This is a genomic window from Burkholderia sp. Ac-20345 (assembly GCF_017104825.1).
GTDB lineage: Bacteria > Pseudomonadota > Gammaproteobacteria > Burkholderiales > Burkholderiaceae > Burkholderia > Burkholderia lata_B.
In genome coordinates, this window is record NZ_JAAGPO010000069.1 from 33,902 (window position 1) to 50,226 (window position 16,325).

The 16,325-nt window shown below is 65.7% G+C and carries 15 protein-coding genes; 2 read left to right on the top strand and 13 right to left on the bottom strand.

Annotated features, from left to right (window positions below):
- Window positions 1–41: 41 nt before the first annotated feature.
- Window positions 42–956, top strand: a complete 915-nt coding sequence (locus G3O06_RS23980) for a LysR family transcriptional regulator (protein WP_346779551.1) — start codon at window positions 42–44, stop codon at window positions 954–956.
- Window positions 957–1,181: 225 nt separating this feature from the next.
- On the opposite strand, the gene G3O06_RS23985 is transcribed toward G3O06_RS23980, so the two are convergent.
- Window positions 1,182–1,958: an alpha/beta hydrolase gene (locus G3O06_RS23985; RefSeq protein WP_205817736.1), complete on the bottom strand. Its 777-nt coding sequence runs from the start codon at window positions 1,956–1,958 to the stop codon at window positions 1,182–1,184.
- 132 nt (window positions 1,959–2,090) lie between these two features.
- Here G3O06_RS23985 and G3O06_RS23990 point away from each other — a divergent pair, with 132 nt between their 5' ends.
- Window positions 2,091–2,981, top strand: coding sequence for a LysR family transcriptional regulator (locus G3O06_RS23990; protein ID WP_205817737.1), 891 nt, complete (start codon window positions 2,091–2,093; stop codon window positions 2,979–2,981).
- A gap of 504 nt (window positions 2,982–3,485) precedes the next feature.
- Here G3O06_RS23990 and G3O06_RS23995 read toward each other — a convergent pair.
- The 12 genes from G3O06_RS23995 to G3O06_RS24050 all read right to left on the bottom strand — a co-directional run.
- Entirely contained in the window at window positions 3,486–5,501 is a 2,016-nt protein-coding gene (locus G3O06_RS23995; RefSeq protein WP_205817738.1) for a glycoside hydrolase family 3 N-terminal domain-containing protein, read from the bottom strand.
- Between the two features lie 132 nt (window positions 5,502–5,633).
- Window positions 5,634–6,560: a LysR substrate-binding domain-containing protein gene (locus G3O06_RS24000; protein WP_205817739.1), complete on the bottom strand. Its 927-nt coding sequence runs from the start codon at window positions 6,558–6,560 to the stop codon at window positions 5,634–5,636.
- Between the two features lie 49 nt (window positions 6,561–6,609).
- The gene (locus G3O06_RS24005; RefSeq protein WP_205817740.1) at window positions 6,610–7,335 is read right to left on the bottom strand and encodes an amino acid ABC transporter ATP-binding protein; all 726 of its coding nucleotides are present in this window, start codon (window positions 7,333–7,335) and stop codon (window positions 6,610–6,612) included.
- 38 nt (window positions 7,336–7,373) lie between these two features.
- A complete protein-coding gene (locus tag G3O06_RS24010; protein WP_205817741.1) occupies window positions 7,374–8,030 on the bottom strand; it encodes an amino acid ABC transporter permease in 657 nt (218 codons plus the stop codon).
- Entirely contained in the window at window positions 8,027–8,791 is a 765-nt protein-coding gene (locus G3O06_RS24015) for an amino acid ABC transporter permease (protein ID WP_205817742.1), read from the bottom strand. The genes G3O06_RS24010 and G3O06_RS24015 overlap by 4 nt, the downstream gene beginning before the upstream one ends.
- Before the next feature lie 43 nt (window positions 8,792–8,834).
- The gene (locus G3O06_RS24020) at window positions 8,835–9,659 is read right to left on the bottom strand and encodes a transporter substrate-binding domain-containing protein (protein ID WP_205817743.1); all 825 of its coding nucleotides are present in this window, start codon (window positions 9,657–9,659) and stop codon (window positions 8,835–8,837) included.
- Between the two features lie 40 nt (window positions 9,660–9,699).
- Window positions 9,700–10,770, bottom strand: coding sequence for an ABC transporter ATP-binding protein (locus G3O06_RS24025; RefSeq protein WP_174968738.1), 1,071 nt, complete (start codon window positions 10,768–10,770; stop codon window positions 9,700–9,702).
- Window positions 10,771–10,810: 40 nt separating this feature from the next.
- Window positions 10,811–11,653, bottom strand: coding sequence for an ABC transporter permease (locus G3O06_RS24030; RefSeq protein ID WP_205817744.1), 843 nt, complete (start codon window positions 11,651–11,653; stop codon window positions 10,811–10,813).
- A complete protein-coding gene (locus G3O06_RS24035; protein WP_205817745.1) occupies window positions 11,650–12,648 on the bottom strand; it encodes an ABC transporter permease in 999 nt (332 codons plus the stop codon). Before G3O06_RS24035 ends, G3O06_RS24030 begins: the two co-directional genes overlap by 4 nt.
- Window positions 12,578–13,675, bottom strand: a complete 1,098-nt coding sequence (locus G3O06_RS24040; RefSeq protein WP_174987093.1) for an extracellular solute-binding protein — start codon at window positions 13,673–13,675, stop codon at window positions 12,578–12,580. Before G3O06_RS24040 ends, G3O06_RS24035 begins: the two co-directional genes overlap by 71 nt.
- 149 nt (window positions 13,676–13,824) lie before the next feature.
- Entirely contained in the window at window positions 13,825–15,297 is a 1,473-nt protein-coding gene (locus G3O06_RS24045; RefSeq protein ID WP_205817746.1) for an aldehyde dehydrogenase family protein, read from the bottom strand.
- A partial coding sequence (locus G3O06_RS24050) for a thiamine pyrophosphate-dependent enzyme (RefSeq protein WP_241020218.1) occupies window positions 15,294–16,325 on the bottom strand: 1,032 nt, incomplete at its 5' end. The genes G3O06_RS24045 and G3O06_RS24050, both read right to left, overlap by 4 nt.

Sequence of the window (16,325 nt, forward strand, 5' to 3'; positions counted from 1 at the left end):
CGCTGCCTCGTGAACGACCGCGTAGTCGACGAAGGTGCATCGTGGCAGCCAGAAAGTTATCGGAAAACTGGGACGACTATCGCTACTTTCTTGCCGTCGCGCAAACCGGAACGCTTTCCGCCGCTGCGGAGCGACTCGGCACGGAGCACACAACGGTGTCCCGAAGAATTCGCGCGCTGGAAACCGTACTGAACAGCCGGCTGTTTCACAAAAGCACGACAGGTTATGTTCTCACGCCGGAAGGGGCGCGCGTACTCGAGGTCGTGCAGGGAATCGAGCGTGCGTTTCATGCCTCGCGCGCGATCGCGGCTGCCGATACCGATGGGGTGGAAGGGATCGTGCGTATCGGCGCTCCCGATGGCTTCGGTTCGATCTTCCTTGCGCCGCGCGTTCATGAACTGACCGCACTGCACCCGCGCCTGGAGATTGAAATCCTCGCCGCGCCAAGGATCTTCAGCTTGTGGAAGCAGGAAGCGGACATTGCGGTCAGCCTGTCCGGCGCGCAGCATCTCCGGGTGGCGTCACGGCGGCTCACCGATTACCGGATGTTCGTGTACGGTGCCAGCACCTACCTCGATCGTGCGGAGCCAATCAACGCAATCCAGGACTTCAGGAAGCATCCCTTTATCGGCTACGTCGAAGAGGGCCTCTTCGCGCCGGAGCTGAACTATCTGCACGTCATGGATGCAGATATTCAGCCACGTATACGGAGCTCGGCACTGTTACCCCAAGTCTTCGCAACCGCGGCCGGGCACGGCCTCGGGGTCCTGCCGGCCTATGTTGCCGAGTCGCTTCCGAATCTCGTGGCGGTGCTTCCCGCCGAGTTCAGCCTGACGCGTTCGTTCCACATGCACGTGCATGACGATCATCGCAAGGCCGCGCATATTCGAGTGGTGGCCAACTTTATCGCGAAGGCGGTCCAGGAAAACGCAGCACTGTTCATGCGAGATGCATAGCCGTGGTGCCTGGCGCGATGGTGAGGCTTCGAGCCACCTCGACTTCGCGGGGGCGTGACATTTCGCGGATTTCCGGGCTGAAGTCGCGACGTCGTTGCTCGTTCGCGGACATCCTCCGCGACCGTGACCGGACATCTCCGGGATCCGGGGATGTCGCGGCGCGGCTGCGGCGATGTCGACGACTGCGCGGCTTCGCGCCTGTCCGTTTTGCCGCAGGAGCGACATTTACTTCGAAACGGCTGCGGTCGCGTCGAGGATCACTTTGGCGATGTCGGACGGCTGCGACAAGTGCGGCGCATGGCTTGCGCGCAGCGTCGTGACATGCGCCGAAATCTTCTTCGCCATGGCAACCTGCAAAGCCGGGTCAAGCATGTGGTCTTGCTCGCTGACCACGTACCAGGACGGCTTCGTTTTCCAGGCCGCGGCCGTCACCTTCTCCTCGAAGTTCTTGCCGCGGGTAGGCGTTTGCGTTGCATACATCAGCCTCGTTTGTTCCGCCGGAACGTCCTGCGCGAGATGCTTTTGCACGCCCTCCAGGCTCAAGGTCAGAAACCCGTCCTTATCCGCAACGATGTGGCTGAAGCCGGACGGAGTCGGGTAGTCCTTCGAAACATCGGCAACCGACTGTCCTTCGGACGGAGCGAATGCAGCGACATAGACGAGGGCTTTGACGTTGTCCCGCTCTCCTGCCTGAGTAATGACCGCACCGCCCCACGAATGAGCCACGAGAACGACCGGGCCCGTTTGCTGGTCGAGAACGCGTTGCGTTGCCTTGACGTCGTCGGCCAGCGAACTCAGCGGATTTTGCACGGCAACGACGTTCAGTCCTTTTTCCTGAAGCAGGGGAATGACCTTGTTCCATGTCGAACCGTCCGCAAACGCCCCGTGAACGAGTACGACGGTGGGTTTCTGTACTTCTGCCGCAACGGCGGATGCGGAATTCGAAACGGCTGCTGCGCTCCCGAGCGCGGCAGCGACGATCGCTGCCTTTGAGATGGACATCTGATTTCCTTGGAGAGTGGTCTGAGGAAGCCGCCGGGCAACATCGCGCCGACAGCGAGATTGCACTTTAGACATGAAACAAATTGAGTACAATTTGCGTATCATTTCCATACTAGAAACAAAATATTTCTAATGGACAGACTGGCATGCATGAAGGTCTTCGTCAGGGCCGTCGAAGCGGGTTCGATCTCGTCAGCCGCCAACGAAATGAATATGTCGCCGCAACTGGCCGGCAAACAGATACGCGCGCTGGAAGAAGGGCTGGGTATCAAACTGCTGAGTAGAACGACACGTCGGCAAAGCCTTACCGACAGTGGCCAGCTGTTTTACGAGCGTGCGAAGAGCATCCTCGCCGAGATGGAAGCGGCCGAGGCGCTCATGGCGGAAACGCGATCGGAACCGAGAGGCAGGCTGCGCATCAGCGCGCCCATCACCTTCGGGAGTCATGGGCTCGCGCCCGAGATTCCCGAATACCTCCGACAACATCCGGAGGTTTCGGTGGACCTCAACCTTTCCAATCGCACGGTCGACCTGGTGGAAGAAGGTTTCGATGTCGTCTTCCGAACGGGCGATCTTCCCGACAGCAGCTTGATTGCGAGGCGCCTGGGTTGGTATCGCCTGGTGCTCTGTGCGGCACCCGATTACATCAGGTCTGCGGAAAAGATACGCAGTCCGGATGATCTTGCGAAGCACGAATGTCTCGTGTTCTCGCACACTGCGCTGCGTACCCAGTGGACCTTCGACGGCCCGGATGGGCGGGTGTCCGTGCCGATCAAAGGCCGCTTCTCCACCAATAGCGGAGAAGCGCTGCGCTCGACGGCAGTCGCAGGCATGGGCATCCTGCTGCAGCCGTATGAACTGGTGGCGGATGAAATTGCGGCCGGACGACTGGTACGGCTTCTGCCCGAGTACGAGCCGCCGGCTCGTGCGCTGCATGCGCTGTACGCGTCAGACCGGCAGATGACGCCGAAGCTGCGGAGCTTTCTGGAGTTTGCGGTTCAACGGTTCGGCGAGAGACGGTAGCCGCAAGGACTGCGTGGCCGTATTCGAGTTGGGGCTGCCTTTTTATCCGCAATAGAGGATTGGCGACGAGGCACTGCGGCGTAGCAGGCCTTGAAATCTCGCGGACTTTCGCCAGCGCTCACTGTTTCCGCTACTTGGTGTCTATTTAGTGATTGTGCTGGCGGACGAAAATCATCCTCGAAGGGGCAGATCGAATGGGCGTGCCGATATTGGCTCCCGGTCTGCGGGGCAACCCTTGGTTAAATGAAATGTGATGGTTGGCGGCGTGGTCAACTATCCGTGGCAGTAGCGCGGCGCTTTCCAACGCTGCGCTGAACGCCGAGTCACAGTGTGGATCGATCTCTGTCGTCGTAGCGACGGGCGCACCGCCTTCGAGCGGCTACGAGCTGTCGCGAAACCGTGATGTCGTATCGAAGGTCGATCGGGCGTTGTGCGTGCGCCAGTCGTCGAGGCGGTCGATGCCGGCCACACTCAGCAAGCCGGCATCGACAACGCATCAATACGTCAATACGTCAAACCGTATCCAAACGGATACAACGGATGCGCGGTATCGTGCGGCACGTCTTCCAGCTGCGCCGCGACTTCCGCCATCGACGACGGCAACTCGAACGGCAGCTTCCCTTGCGGTTGACCTTTCCCCGTCAGCACGTCGAACAACGCGGCATCGGTCACGCCGAAGTTGGCGAGGATCGCGGTGGCCTTGTCCTGAACGTTGGTCAGGATCGCGGGGCGATCCATGTACACGGAGACGATCGACTTCGGCGCAAGCGCGGCCTGCTTGATTGCCTCGTAGTCCGCACTACCGTCGACGAACGCGAGACTGCCTTCATGTTGCATCGAGCCGAACATGTAGTTCGGGTGCAGCGTTTGATAGGGCGTGCTCACGCGGAGAATTGCAATGTCCGCGGCTTGCGGCGTATCGACGACCTGATACCCATATTGCCGTGCGACCGCGGGATCGATGCCGTACAGCCAGGCTTTCTTGCCGGACGCCGTCATCGGCAGCAGCTTGCCGTTGTTTTGCAGCAGCACCATCGAGCGGCGCTGCGCATCGAGTGCCTGGGCCTGGAAATCGGCGTTTCCGACGATCTTGCCGGCTGCGTCCGCATCGACATACGGATGGTCGAACAAGCCTTGCTGGAATTTTTGCAGCAGGACGCGATAGGCCGATTCCGACAGGCGGGCTTCCGACAGCTGCCCGCGATTGACGGCGTCGATGAGGTCGCTCGGATCGTCGTCTCCACCGAACTGGTCGATGCCGGCGGTGACTGCCCGCGCGAAACGCTGCACGCGGGTCGCGCCTTCCATCCCCCAGGGCATGCCCAGTCCGATGAACGACGGGGACCCTGACGACACGCCGTTGATGCAATTCGCGTCGCAGTCGTCGGCGATCAGCCAGTCGGACACGATCACGCCCTTGAAGCCGTATTTCCCGCGCAGCAGGTCGGTCAGCAACGCCTTGTCGTAAGCGCCGCCGACGGGCTCCAGCGTGATGCCGTCGATCGTTACCGTCATGTCCGGTTCGGAATAGGTCGGCATGACCGAGCCGACGTTGGCGGCGAACGCGCCTTCGAACGGCTTCAGGTGATAGGCAAAATTGTTGCCCGGGTAGGTCGCGTAGCGGCCGTAGTAATTGTGGCTGTCGAAGCCGAGTTTCTGCGCGCCATATCCGGCCCAGTGCTTGACGACGGCGATGACGCTATTGGCCTGAATGCCGTTGCTGCCGCCCTGGAAGCCTTCGATATAGGCCTGAACCTGCGTGCGCGCGAGATCGGCATCTTCGCCGAAGGTGCCGTTGATGCGTGACCAGCGCGGCTCGGTCGCCAGGTCGGCTTGCGGCGACAGCGCTTCGGTCATGCCGACCGCGCGATACTCCTGGCGCGCGATATCGCCGAATTTTCGTGTGAGTGCCGCGTCGCCGATCGCGGCGAAACCGAGCGTTTCAGGCCACTGCGAGAAACCGCTGCCGCCTGCGCTTGCGCCGAGCGTGTACTGGAAATGGTTGCGCGGGTCGGAACTGATCGACACCGGGATGCCGAGCCGGGACTGCTCCGCCAGCGTCTGAATCTGGTTGGCCTGGTCGGCCATGGTGTGCGCATCGGCACTCATGCGCGTGATATAGGTGTTGACGCCTCGCTGATTGATGAGCGTCTTGAGCGCTGCCAGATCGTACGCGGAGCCGGTGCCTGAACCGGTCGTGTCGTTCAGCACCGGTGCGGTGCCGTGCATCATCAGGCCTGCTTTCTCGGCCAGCGTGAGGCGGCCGACCAGGTCCCGCGCCCGCACTTCGGCACTCAGTCGCCAGTCTTCGTACGGTTCGAGCTGTCCGCTCTTGTTCATGTCCTTGAACTTCAGGCCGTCTTTGGCGATCAGGTTCAACGTCGTATGGCCGAAGTCCTGTTGCGTGACCGGCGTGGAAGGCGAGTCGACGCCGCCGCAGGCAAACAGCCCCAGGGTGAGCGCGGTGCCCGACGCGGTCAATGCCGACCGGCGCATGGCGGATCTCGTGAAGCGTTGCATTCATGTCTCCTGAATCGGTTGTTTTAGGCGCGGCCGTGATGCATTACAAATAGCCGCTGGCCACTTTACCGATCTGCTTCAGGAGACGTTTTGCCGCCGGGTGCAGTTTTTGCCCCGATGGAGCACGATGTGTCAGGCAATGCGGGGCGTCGGGATTTCAAGGCTGGCCGGCGCGCCACTCGACGCGCCCTTGCGTTCGTCCGAGATCCAGCCGCCGAACAGCTGGATCTTCTGCTGCTGTTCGGCCCCGTCCGGATACACGAAGTAATAGCCCATTCCCGTCGGCAACGAGATGTCGAACGGCATCACCAGCCGGTGCGCCGCCACGCTTTCGTCCGCGAGCGTCCTGTCGCCGATCGCGACGCCGTAGCCGTCGATCGCCGCATGCGTCGCAAGATCCAGCGTTTCGAAGCTCAAGCCGCGCGTCGAGTCGACGTGCGGTGCGCCCGCATGGTCGAGCCATCGTTTCCAGTCCCGGTGATCGCGGGTCGGATGCAGCAACGTGTGACCGGCCAGGTCGTCGAGACTCGCGAGCGGCTGCCGGTCCGGCAGGCTCGGGGCGCAGACCGGCGTCAGTCGTTCTTCGAACAACGGGATCGCATGCATGTCGGGGCCGGCGCCGGCCGCGTAGATCACCGCGGCGTCGAACGGCTCCATGCGGAAGTCGACCTGATGATCCCAGGTGGTGGTGATCTGCACCTGGAGTTCGGGATGCTCGGCCTGGAACCGCATGATGCGCGGCAGCATCCACTGCATCATGCAGGTCGGCACCTTCAGCGCGAGTTCGGTACGCCTGCGCGAGAGGCGCATCGATACCTCCTCGATGCGCGCGAAGCTTTCACGCACGGTCGGCAACAGGAGTTCGCCTTCGGCCGTCAGCGTCAGCCCCTTGGGCGTGCGCTTGAACAGCGCGAACTGATAGAAGCTCTCGAGCGCGAGGATCTGCCGGCTCACGGCCCCCTGGGTCAGGCACAGGTGCTCGGCGGCGCGCGTGAAGCTGCCGTGACGGGCAACGATGTCGAAGACCTGCAGCGCGTTGAGGGAAGGAAGTCGTTTCATCGGGAGAGTCGGGGTGGAACGGGCGCGTGATTGCGCGCCGCGGTATCGCTCAGTGCAGGATCTTCGCGAGGAAATCCTTCGCGCGTTCCGATTTCGGATTCGAGAAGAAATCGTCCTTGCGGTCGTCCTCGACGATCGCGCCCTTGTCCATGAAGATCACGCGATGGGCCACCTTCTTCGCGAAGCCCATCTCGTGCGTGACGACCATCATCGTCATCCCTTCCTGCGCGAGTTCGACCATCACGTCGAGCACTTCGTTGATCATCTCGGGGTCGAGCGCCGACGTCGGCTCGTCGAACAGCATCGCGATCGGATCCATCGACAGCGCGCGCGCAATCGCGACACGCTGCTGCTGGCCGCCCGACAGCTGGCCCGGGAACTTGTGCGCATGCGCCTTCAGGCCGACGCGGTCGAGCAGTTTCAGGCCCTTCTCGTTCGCCTCGTCCTTGCCGCGGCCGAGCACCTTGACCTGCGCGAGCGTCAGGTTCTCGGTGATCGACAGGTGCGGGAACAGCTCGAAATGCTGGAACACCATCCCGACCTTCGAGCGCAGCTTCGACAGGTTCGTCTTCCTGTCGCCAACCGACTGGCCGTTCACGAGGATCCCGCCCTGCTGGAACGGCTCGAGGCCGTTCACGGTCTTGATCAGCGTCGACTTGCCCGAGCCCGACGGGCCGCACACGACGACCACTTCGCCTTTCCTGACCTCGGTCGTGCAGTCGGTGAGGACCTGAAACTGGCCGTACCACTTCGAAACGTTGCTGATGGAAATCATGGGAATCCCTGGATCGTAATGACGCGCGCGGCGCCGGTTCAGCGTGCCTTCGCGACGCGATAGCGACGTTCGAGCACGCGGGCGTACCACGTCAGCGGGAAGCACATCGCGAAGTAGAGCAGTGCGACCGTCGCGTAGATCGGAAACGGCTTGAATACCGCGTTGGTGATGATGTTGCCCGTCTTGGTCAGCTCGGTCAGCCCGATGATCGACGTCAGCGCGGTGCTCTTCACCGCCTGCACGAGGAAGCCGACGGTCGGCGGCAGCGCGATCTTCCACGCCTGCGGCCACACCACGTAGCGCAATTGCTGGGTCCACGTCATGCCGAGGCTGGCCGCCGCGTTCCACTGGCCGCGCGGTACCGCGTCGACGCAGCCGCGCCAGATTTCGGTCAGGTACGCGCTCGCGTTCAGCGTCAGCACGACCGACGCGGCAACCCATGGCGTCACGTCGATGCCGACGAGCGGCAGTCCGAAGAAGCCGAGGAACAGCTGCATCAGCAGCGGCGTGCCCTGAAACAGCTCGACGTACAGGATCACGAAGCGGCGCAGCGCGGCCGACGCCGAGATGCGCATCGCCAGCAGCGCGAACCCGGCGACGCTGCCGCCGACGAACGTGATCAGCGACAGCAGCACGGTCCAGCGCGCGGCGAGCAGCAGGTTCCACGCAATGTCCTGGAAGGTGAATTCGATCATCGTGCACGCTCCGTGGGAAGGCGGGTGTCAGGAGAGCGGGCGCGCCACGTGAAGCGCGCAAACCGGGTGCGCGGCGGTGTGGCTGCCGCGCCGCGCTGCGTGCGGCCCGAGAACAGCCGCCGGCCGACGCGATTGAGCAGCATGCGCAGCGCGATCGACAGCAGCAGGTAGATCGCGGTCACGACGATGTAGATCTCGAACGCACGGAAATTGCGCGACTGGATGAAGTTCGCCGCGTAGGTCAGGTCGGGTACCGAGATCTGCGAGACGACGGCCGAGCCGAGCATCACGATCAGCACCTGCCCGAGCAGCGCGGGGTACACGTTCGCGAGCGCCTGCGGCAGCACGACGTGACCGAACACCTGCCGGCCGTGCAGCCCGAGCGCGCGCGCGGCCTGCACTTGCCCGTGCGGCACCGATTCGATGCCGGCGCGCAGGATCTCGACCGCGTACGCGCCGAGGTTGACCGTCATCGCCAGCACGGCTGCCTGTGCTTCGTCGATGTGCACGCCGATCCCGGGCAGCCCGAAGAAGATGAAGAACAGCTGGACCAGGAACGGCGTATTGCGGATCAGCTCGACGTAGGACGCGACGAGCGCGCGCGCCCACCGCGGCCCGGCGAGCGCGGCCCACGCGCCGGCGGTGCCGATCAGGCCGCCCAGCACGGTGGAGGCCGCGGTGAGGCCGAGCGTCACGGCGATGCCGCGCGCGAGCATGCCGGCGTACAGGCCGAAATCGCTGAAGTCGAACACGTAGGTCATCGCGATGCCTTTCGTCGTGAATGCGGGGCGGGGGCGGTGCGCATTACAGGTCGGCCGGCAGTGCCGCGTGCAGCCACTTCTGCGACAGCGTATTCAGCGTGCCGCTCTTCCGGGCGCCGGCGATCGCGTCGTTGACCTTCTGCATCAGGCGCGGCTCGTTCTTGTTCAGGCCGACGTGATCGGGCGAGCTGAACAGCGAGAACTTCTGCTCCGGGTCGATCGACGGATGGCGCGCGATGATCGTTGCGCCGACGTCGTTGCCGACCACGAGCAACTGCGCCTGTCCCGACAGGAACGCGGCGATCGCGCCGTTCGGGTCGTCGAAGCGCTTGATCGTCGCGCTCGGCGGCGCGACCTTGCTGACGCTCAGGTCCTCGAGCGTGCCGCGCGCGACCGCGACCGACTTGCCGGCGAGATCGGCGTTGCCCTTCACGGCCAGCGACTTCGGGCCGAACACGGCGAGGTAGTACGGTGCATACGCGTTCGAGAAGTCGATCACCTTCGCGCGTTCCGGCGTCTGTCCGACCGACAGCAACATGTCGGTCTTGCGGTCGGCGAGATAGGCCATCCGGTTGTCGCCGGTGACCTGCACGAGTTCGACTTTCGCGTTGAGCGCCTTGCCGATGAGGTTCGCCATGTCGATGTCGTAGCCTTGCGGCTTCATGTCGGGGCCGATCGAGCCGAACGGCGGGTAATCCTCGAACACGCCGATGCGTACGACGCCCGATTTCGCGATCGTGTCGAGTGCATCGGCATGCGCGAGCGGCGCGAACGCGGCCAGGGCCGCGGTGCCGGCACAGGCGCAGAGGAGGGCGGTACGGGCGAGCAGGCGCTGCACGTGGCGGGTGGCTTGGGACGTTGCGTTCATGGTGAGATCCTCGTTGCTGCGCTGGAGAAAGGAACAGACATCAGGCGCCGCGGGCGGCGATGAGCTTGCAGGCATGGGCAGGCAGTTCCGCGAGTACCGGCATGCCGACATGGAGGTCGGGCGTCTCGCGCGGCGTCGTCGCGGCCGTCAGCGTGAAGCCCCGGCAGTCGATCGTCGCTTCGATCGACGCGCCGACGTCGCGCACGAACGTGATCGTGCCGGCCAGCGTATTCGGTGCCGAAGCCGGCTGGCCAGGACGCACGCAGACATCCTCGGGACGAATCAGCAGACGCACGTCGTCGGTCGCGCGTGGCGTGTCCGGCGCGCGCCGGATCGCGAGACGCTGCCCGCCCGGCAGGACGATGGCGTCGTCGCCGTCGCACGCGACCGGCAGGATGTTGCCGAGGCCGATGAAGTCGGCGACGAATTCGTTGACCGGATCGCGATAGATGTCGAGCGGCCGGCCGACCTGCTGGATCCGGCCTTTCTCCATCACGACGATCTCGTCGGCCATCGTCATCGCTTCGCGCTGGTCGTGCGTGACCATGATCGTCGTGATGCCGAGCCGTTGCTGGAGCAGCCGGATCTCGACCTGCATCGCCTCGCGCAGCTTCGCGTCGAGTGCCGACAACGGCTCGTCGAGCAGCAGCAGGCGCGGCGACGACGCGATCGCACGCGCAATCGCGACGCGCTGGCGCTGCCCGCCCGACAGTTGCGTGACGAGCCGGTCGGCCATGTGCGGCAGCTGGATCAACTCCAGCAGCTCGGCCACGCGCCGTGCCTGCGCGGCCTTGTCCGTCTTGCGCAGCCGCAGCGGATACGCGATGTTCTGCGCGACCGTCATGTGCGGAAACAGCGCGAGCGACTGGAACACCATGCCGAAGTCGCGCCGGTTGGCGGGCACGTGCGTGAGGTCGCGGCCGGCGAACGTCAGCGTGCCGGAAGTCGGCGTTTCGAGGCCGGCGATGATCCGCATCAGCGTGGTCTTGCCGCAGCCGGACGGGCCGAGAAAGCAGACGAGCTTGCCGTCCGGTACCGACAGATCGACGTGATCGACCGCATACGCCTGATGGAAGCGCTTCGTCACGTTCTGGAGGATGAGCTGGTTCATGAGGGTTCCTTGCACGGGCGAGGGCGGGGCGGCGTGCGCGTCAGAGCGCGACACCCTTGTCGCCGACGAGTTTTTCGAGCATCCAGATCAGCGCGAAATCGATCGCGACAGTGAACACGGCGAAGCAGAACACGGTCGGGTCGAGCGACGAGACGGTGCGGCTGTAGAGCCAGACCGGCAGGGTCATCGTGTCGATGCTGTACAGGAAGAACGTCACCGTGAATTCGTTGAACGACACGATGAAGGCGAACAGCATCCCCGCGAGGATGCCGGGCCGCATCAGCGGCAGCACGACGTCGACGAGCGCGCGGCGCGGGCTCGCGCCCATCAGGCACGCGGCTTCCTCGAAGTCGGGGCCGATCGACGCGACCGAGGCCGCGCAGTTCTTCACCGTGAACGGCAGCGTCAGGATCACGTGCGCGACGACGAGCCGTACGATGCCGAGCTCGACCGGCAGCGCGTTGAACACGATCAGCAGCGCGAGGCCGAGCATCACGAGCGGGTAGACGATCGGCAACGCGACGAGCTGCTCGACGAGCGTCTTGCCGCGGAAGCGGTAGCGGGACAGCGCGTAAGCCGCGGGTACCGACACGGCGGTCGCGATCAGCATCGTCGCGACCGCGACGACGAGGCTCGTCGTCAACGCGGCGCCCATCGATTGGGCACTGCCCGCATCGGACGACACGAACGTCTGCCACGCAGCGCGATACCAGTGCAGGCTGAATTCGCGCGGCGGGAATTCGAGCGTGCCCGATGCGCCGAACGACATCGTGATCATCGTCAGGATCGGCAGCGCCGCGAGCAACAGCACGAGCGTCGCGAGCCCGCCGGTCACGCGTCCGAGGCGGCCGGGCATCGGCGCGCGCAGGAGCAGGGCATTCATCGGTTCACCTCGTCGGCACGTTGCAGGGTGCGCACGAGGCGCTGCGACACCGCCATCACGACGAGCGTCGCGCCCATCAGCACGACGCCGGATGCCGAGGCGGCGGGCCAGTTGAGCAGCGGTGCGACCTGGTCGTGCACGAGCACCGCGAGCATCGGCGCGCGCCGGCCGCCAAGCAGCAGCGGCACCGCGAACGCGCTGGCGTTGTATGCGAACACGAGCAGCGCGCCGGAGACGAGGCCGGGCATCGCGAGCGGCAACGTGACGTGCCGCAGCGTCTGCCAGCGGCTCGCGCCGAGCGTCGCGGCGGCTTCGTCGTACGCGCGGGACACCGCGCGCAGCGCGCTCGACAGCGGCAGCACGGCGAGCGGGAACGCGGTCTGGATCAGTCCGAGCAGCACGCCGTGCTCGCGGTACAGCAACTGCAGTGGCCGCCCGATCACGCCGGTGGCCAGCAGCGCGCGGTTGAGCAACCCGGCCGGGCCGAGCATCACGAGCCAGCCATAGCCTTGCAGCAGCAGGTTCACGAGCAGCGGCAACAGGACGCCGGCGAGCAGCAACCGGCGCGCGAGCCGCGATTCGGTCCGCGCCATCGCGAGCGCCACCGGGATCGCGAGCAGCACCGCACACACCATGCTCTGGAACGCGAGGCGCAGCGTGAGCCACAGCGACTTCGTGAAGTACGGGTCCGCGAGGTCGAGGTAGTTCTGCAGCGTGAAGGTCCGCCATTCGTCGCCGGACACGCCGACGCTCATGCGCAATACCGTGACGGTCGCGGCGGCGAGCACCGCGAGGAACGCGAGGATCGGCGCGAGCAGCAGCCAGGGCGGTACGCCGGGCAGCGCGGGCGCATCGGCACCCGCGCCGGCCGCGCCTGCGACGGCCGGCCCTGCATCGTGGGGAGAGGACAGGGAGGCCATGTCGTTATGCCGAGAAGAGGCCGGTGTAGCGCTTGATCCATGCCGGCTGGACGGCCGCGAGCGCCTTGTCGTCATGCAGCACGGCTTTCTCCGCGATCTGCTGCGGCGACGGCACGAACGCGCGGCTTTCCGCCGGAATCACGGCCTTGCCGTTTACGGGGCCGTTCAGGACGTCGGCCGCCATCCGGCCCTGTACGCCCGCGTCGAGCGAATGATTGATGAACGCGTGGATCAGGTCGAGGTCGCCCGGGTGCGCCTTCGGGATCACGGTGAACATCAGCTGCGTCGCGAAGCCTTCCTTCATCCCGTACGTCACGCCCATCTTGTAGTCGGGCTTGCGGATCTGGTCCGGGAAGAACGCGGGCGAATAGATGCCGCCGATGTCGAGCGAGCCCGTGCGGAACAGGTCGGCGATCTGGTTCGGGTTTTCGCCGAGGGTCATCACGCGATCCTTCAATTGCGCGAGCTTCCTGAATCCCGGATCGATGTTCTGCTGCGAGCCGCCGGCCAGCTTCGCCGCGATGATCGCGAGGTCGACCGCTTCGGCCCACTCGGGCGGCGGCAGGAACAGGCGGCCCGCATACTTCGGATCCCACAGGGCCTCGTAGCTCGACGGTGCGCTCTTCACGGTCGCCGTGTTGTAGATCAGCCCGTCGGACCACAGCAGGTAGCCGATGCCGAAGCCGTTCGCGCCGGTGCGGTATTGCGGCGCGACGTCCTTCAGGTTCGGCAGCCGGTTCAGGTCGGGTTTCGCGAGCAGGCCCGCGTCAGCGAGACCGGCCGCGCCGACGCCGGCGAGCGTGATGACGTCGTAGGTCGGCCGCTCGCCCGCGGCCTTGACCTTCGCGACCATCCCCGACGTGCCGTCCGCGCGATCGGCGATCACGCGTGCGCCGGTCTGCTTGCTGAAACTCTCCGCGATGTTGCGCAGCGCGGCCGCGCCGGTATCGTCGGACCACGTGAGCAGGCGCAGCGTCTTGCCCGCGAAGCTGGTCGTCTGTGCCTTCGCAGTACTGATGAATGGCATCGGAAGGGCGGATGCAGCGAGTGCCGTGCCGAGGGTTTTGATCACCTGCCTTCTTCCCGCCTTGAAGTGTTGCATGGCCGTCTCCTGATGAACGATGCCGTGTGGTCCGATGCCGGTCGCCGAACTGCGGCGCGGGGTGTGGATGAACTGTAGGGAGGTCAAATTTCCGCAACAAACGAAATATCCGCATGCGCGGCATGACATAAACGCATGGCCTGGCGACCTCAGCCGGCCGGCATCATGACCTGCTTGATCTCCTGGAACGCGGCGAGCCCGAACGGGCCCAGCTCGCGTCCGATGCTGCTGCGCTTGTAGCCGCCCCATGAGGTTTGCGGATAGATCAGTTGCGGCGTATTGATCCACACGACGCCCGCCTCGAGCGCGCCGGCCACCCGCCTGGCGCGTGCCGTGTCGCGCGTGACGACGGTTGCGACGAGACCGTATTCGGTGTCGTTGGCGGCCGCGATCGCATCGTCCTCGGTGTCAAATGCGCGGACGCACAGCACCGGTCCGAAGATTTCTTCACACCATAGAGCGCTGTCGGCCGGCACGTCGGCGAACAGCGCGGGACGGATGAAGTAGCCGGGGCCGTCGAGCGCATTGCCGCCCGTCACGAGCCGCGCGCCGTCGGCACGGCCCTGCGCGATGTGGCGCTGCACGCGCTCGTATTGCGCGCGATTCGTCAACGGGCCCATTTGCACGCCGGGGGCGAACGGCGGGCCGACGACGATCGCGTCGATGCGCTGCGCGAGGCGCGCGATCAGGTCGCCGGCAAGCGGCGCGGCGACGAGCACACGCGAGGTCGCCGAACACATCTGCCCGGCGTTGAACAGGCCGCCGCCCGTGACGAGTTCGACCGCGTGATCGAGATCGGCGTCGTCGAACACGACAATCGACGATTTGCCGCCGAGTTCGAGGCCGACGCCCTTGATGGTGTCCGCAGCCGTCTTCATGACCTGCGCACCGACCGCGGTGCTGCCGGTAAACGACACCTTCGCGACGAGCGGATGCGCGCACAGGCGGGCGCCGACGTCGTGGCCGGTGCCGGTCACGACGTTCAGCACGCCGGGCGGCAGCCCCGCTTCGGTGGCGATCGCGGCGAGTTCGAGCTCGGGCAGCGGCGTGATCTCGGACGGCTTCAGCACGACGGTGCAGCCGGCCGCGAGCGCGGGTGCGAGCTTCCATGCCGTCGTCACCATCGGGAAATTCCACGGTACGATCAGCGCGGCGACGCCGGCCGGCTCGCGCCGGATCCACGCGCGATGGTCTGCGTCGGGCAGCGCGATCTCGGTTTCGCCGTCGGTGTCGAGGCGCTCCGCGAGGCTCGCGTAGTAGTCGAAGGTGGCGATCACGTCCGCGACGTCGATCTCGGCTTCGGTGAACGGCTTGCCGTTGTTGAGCGACTGCAGCGTGGCGAGCCGCGTGCGACGTGCGTCGACACCGCGCGCGATCGCGCGGAGCAGCGCCGCACGCGCGGCGCCCGTCGTGCGTTTCCAGCCGGGAAACGCGCGCGACGCGGCTTGCACGGCGTGTTCGACGTCTGCCTCGCCCCCTGCGCTGACGTTGGCGAGAACGGCTTCCGTCGACGGATCGACGACGGGCAACGTCGCGCCGTCGACGCTCGCACGCCAGGTACCGTCGATGAAGTGGCGCGTGTGCAGCGGCGGATCGAATGCGAGATCGGGTGTCGTGCTCATCGCTGCACCTGTTCGAACCAGGTTGCCTCGTCGATTTCGATCACGGTCGGGATCGTGCGCGCCGCGGCATCGCGCAGCGCGGCGGCCAGCGCGCCGGGTGTCGCGGCCGTGTGCGCCGCGCAGCCGAAGCCGCGTGCGAGCGCCTGGAAATCGGGCGTATACGGATCGACGCCGACCGGCGTGATGTCGCGCGCAACCATGTATTTGCGGATCTCGCCGTAGCCGCGGTTGTTCCAGACGATCACGATCACCGGCAGCCGTGCCTCGACCGCGCTCGCGAGCTCCGGCAACGTGAACTGCAGGCCGCCGTCGCCGATCAGGCACACGACCGGGCGCGCGGGCGCGGCGAGCTTGGCACCGATCGCGGCGGGCAGCCCGTAGCCGAGCGTGCCGTAGCCGGTCGACGAGTTGAACCAGCTGCGCGGCGCCGGCGCATCGTGGGTGAAATTGCCGACGTAGACGGGGCTCGTCGAATCGCCGGCGATGATCGCGCCGGGCAGCGTGGCGACGATCGTGTCGATCAGCAGCGCCTGCGACTGCGCGGCGCTGTCATGCGTGGCTGCGATCGCGGCGCGCACGGCGGCCACGCGCAGCGCGCCCCAGTCGGCGTCGGGTGTCGGGGCCGGCGTTTCGTGCAGGCGGGTCGACAGCGCGCCGAGCGCCAGCTGTGCATCCCCGGCGATGGCGATTTCGGCGCGGGCGTTGCGCATCAGCTGCTGCGCGTCGATGTCGATGCGGATCAGGCGGCCGTCGATCGCGAAGCCGCCGTCGAACGTGACGTCGTAATCGGTTTCGCCCAACTCGGTGCCGACGGCGAGCACCACGTCGGCATCGCGGATCGCCGCACGGGTGGCCGGCAGCGACTGGGTCGAGCCGATCAGCAACGGGTGGCCGGCCGGCAGCAGGCCTTTCGCGTTGATCGTCAGCGCGACGGGCGCGTGCAGTCGTTCGGCGAGCTCGCGCAATTCCGCCGCCGCGTGGATGGCGCCGCCGCCTGCCAGGATCAGCGGCCGGCGCGCGTGCGCGAG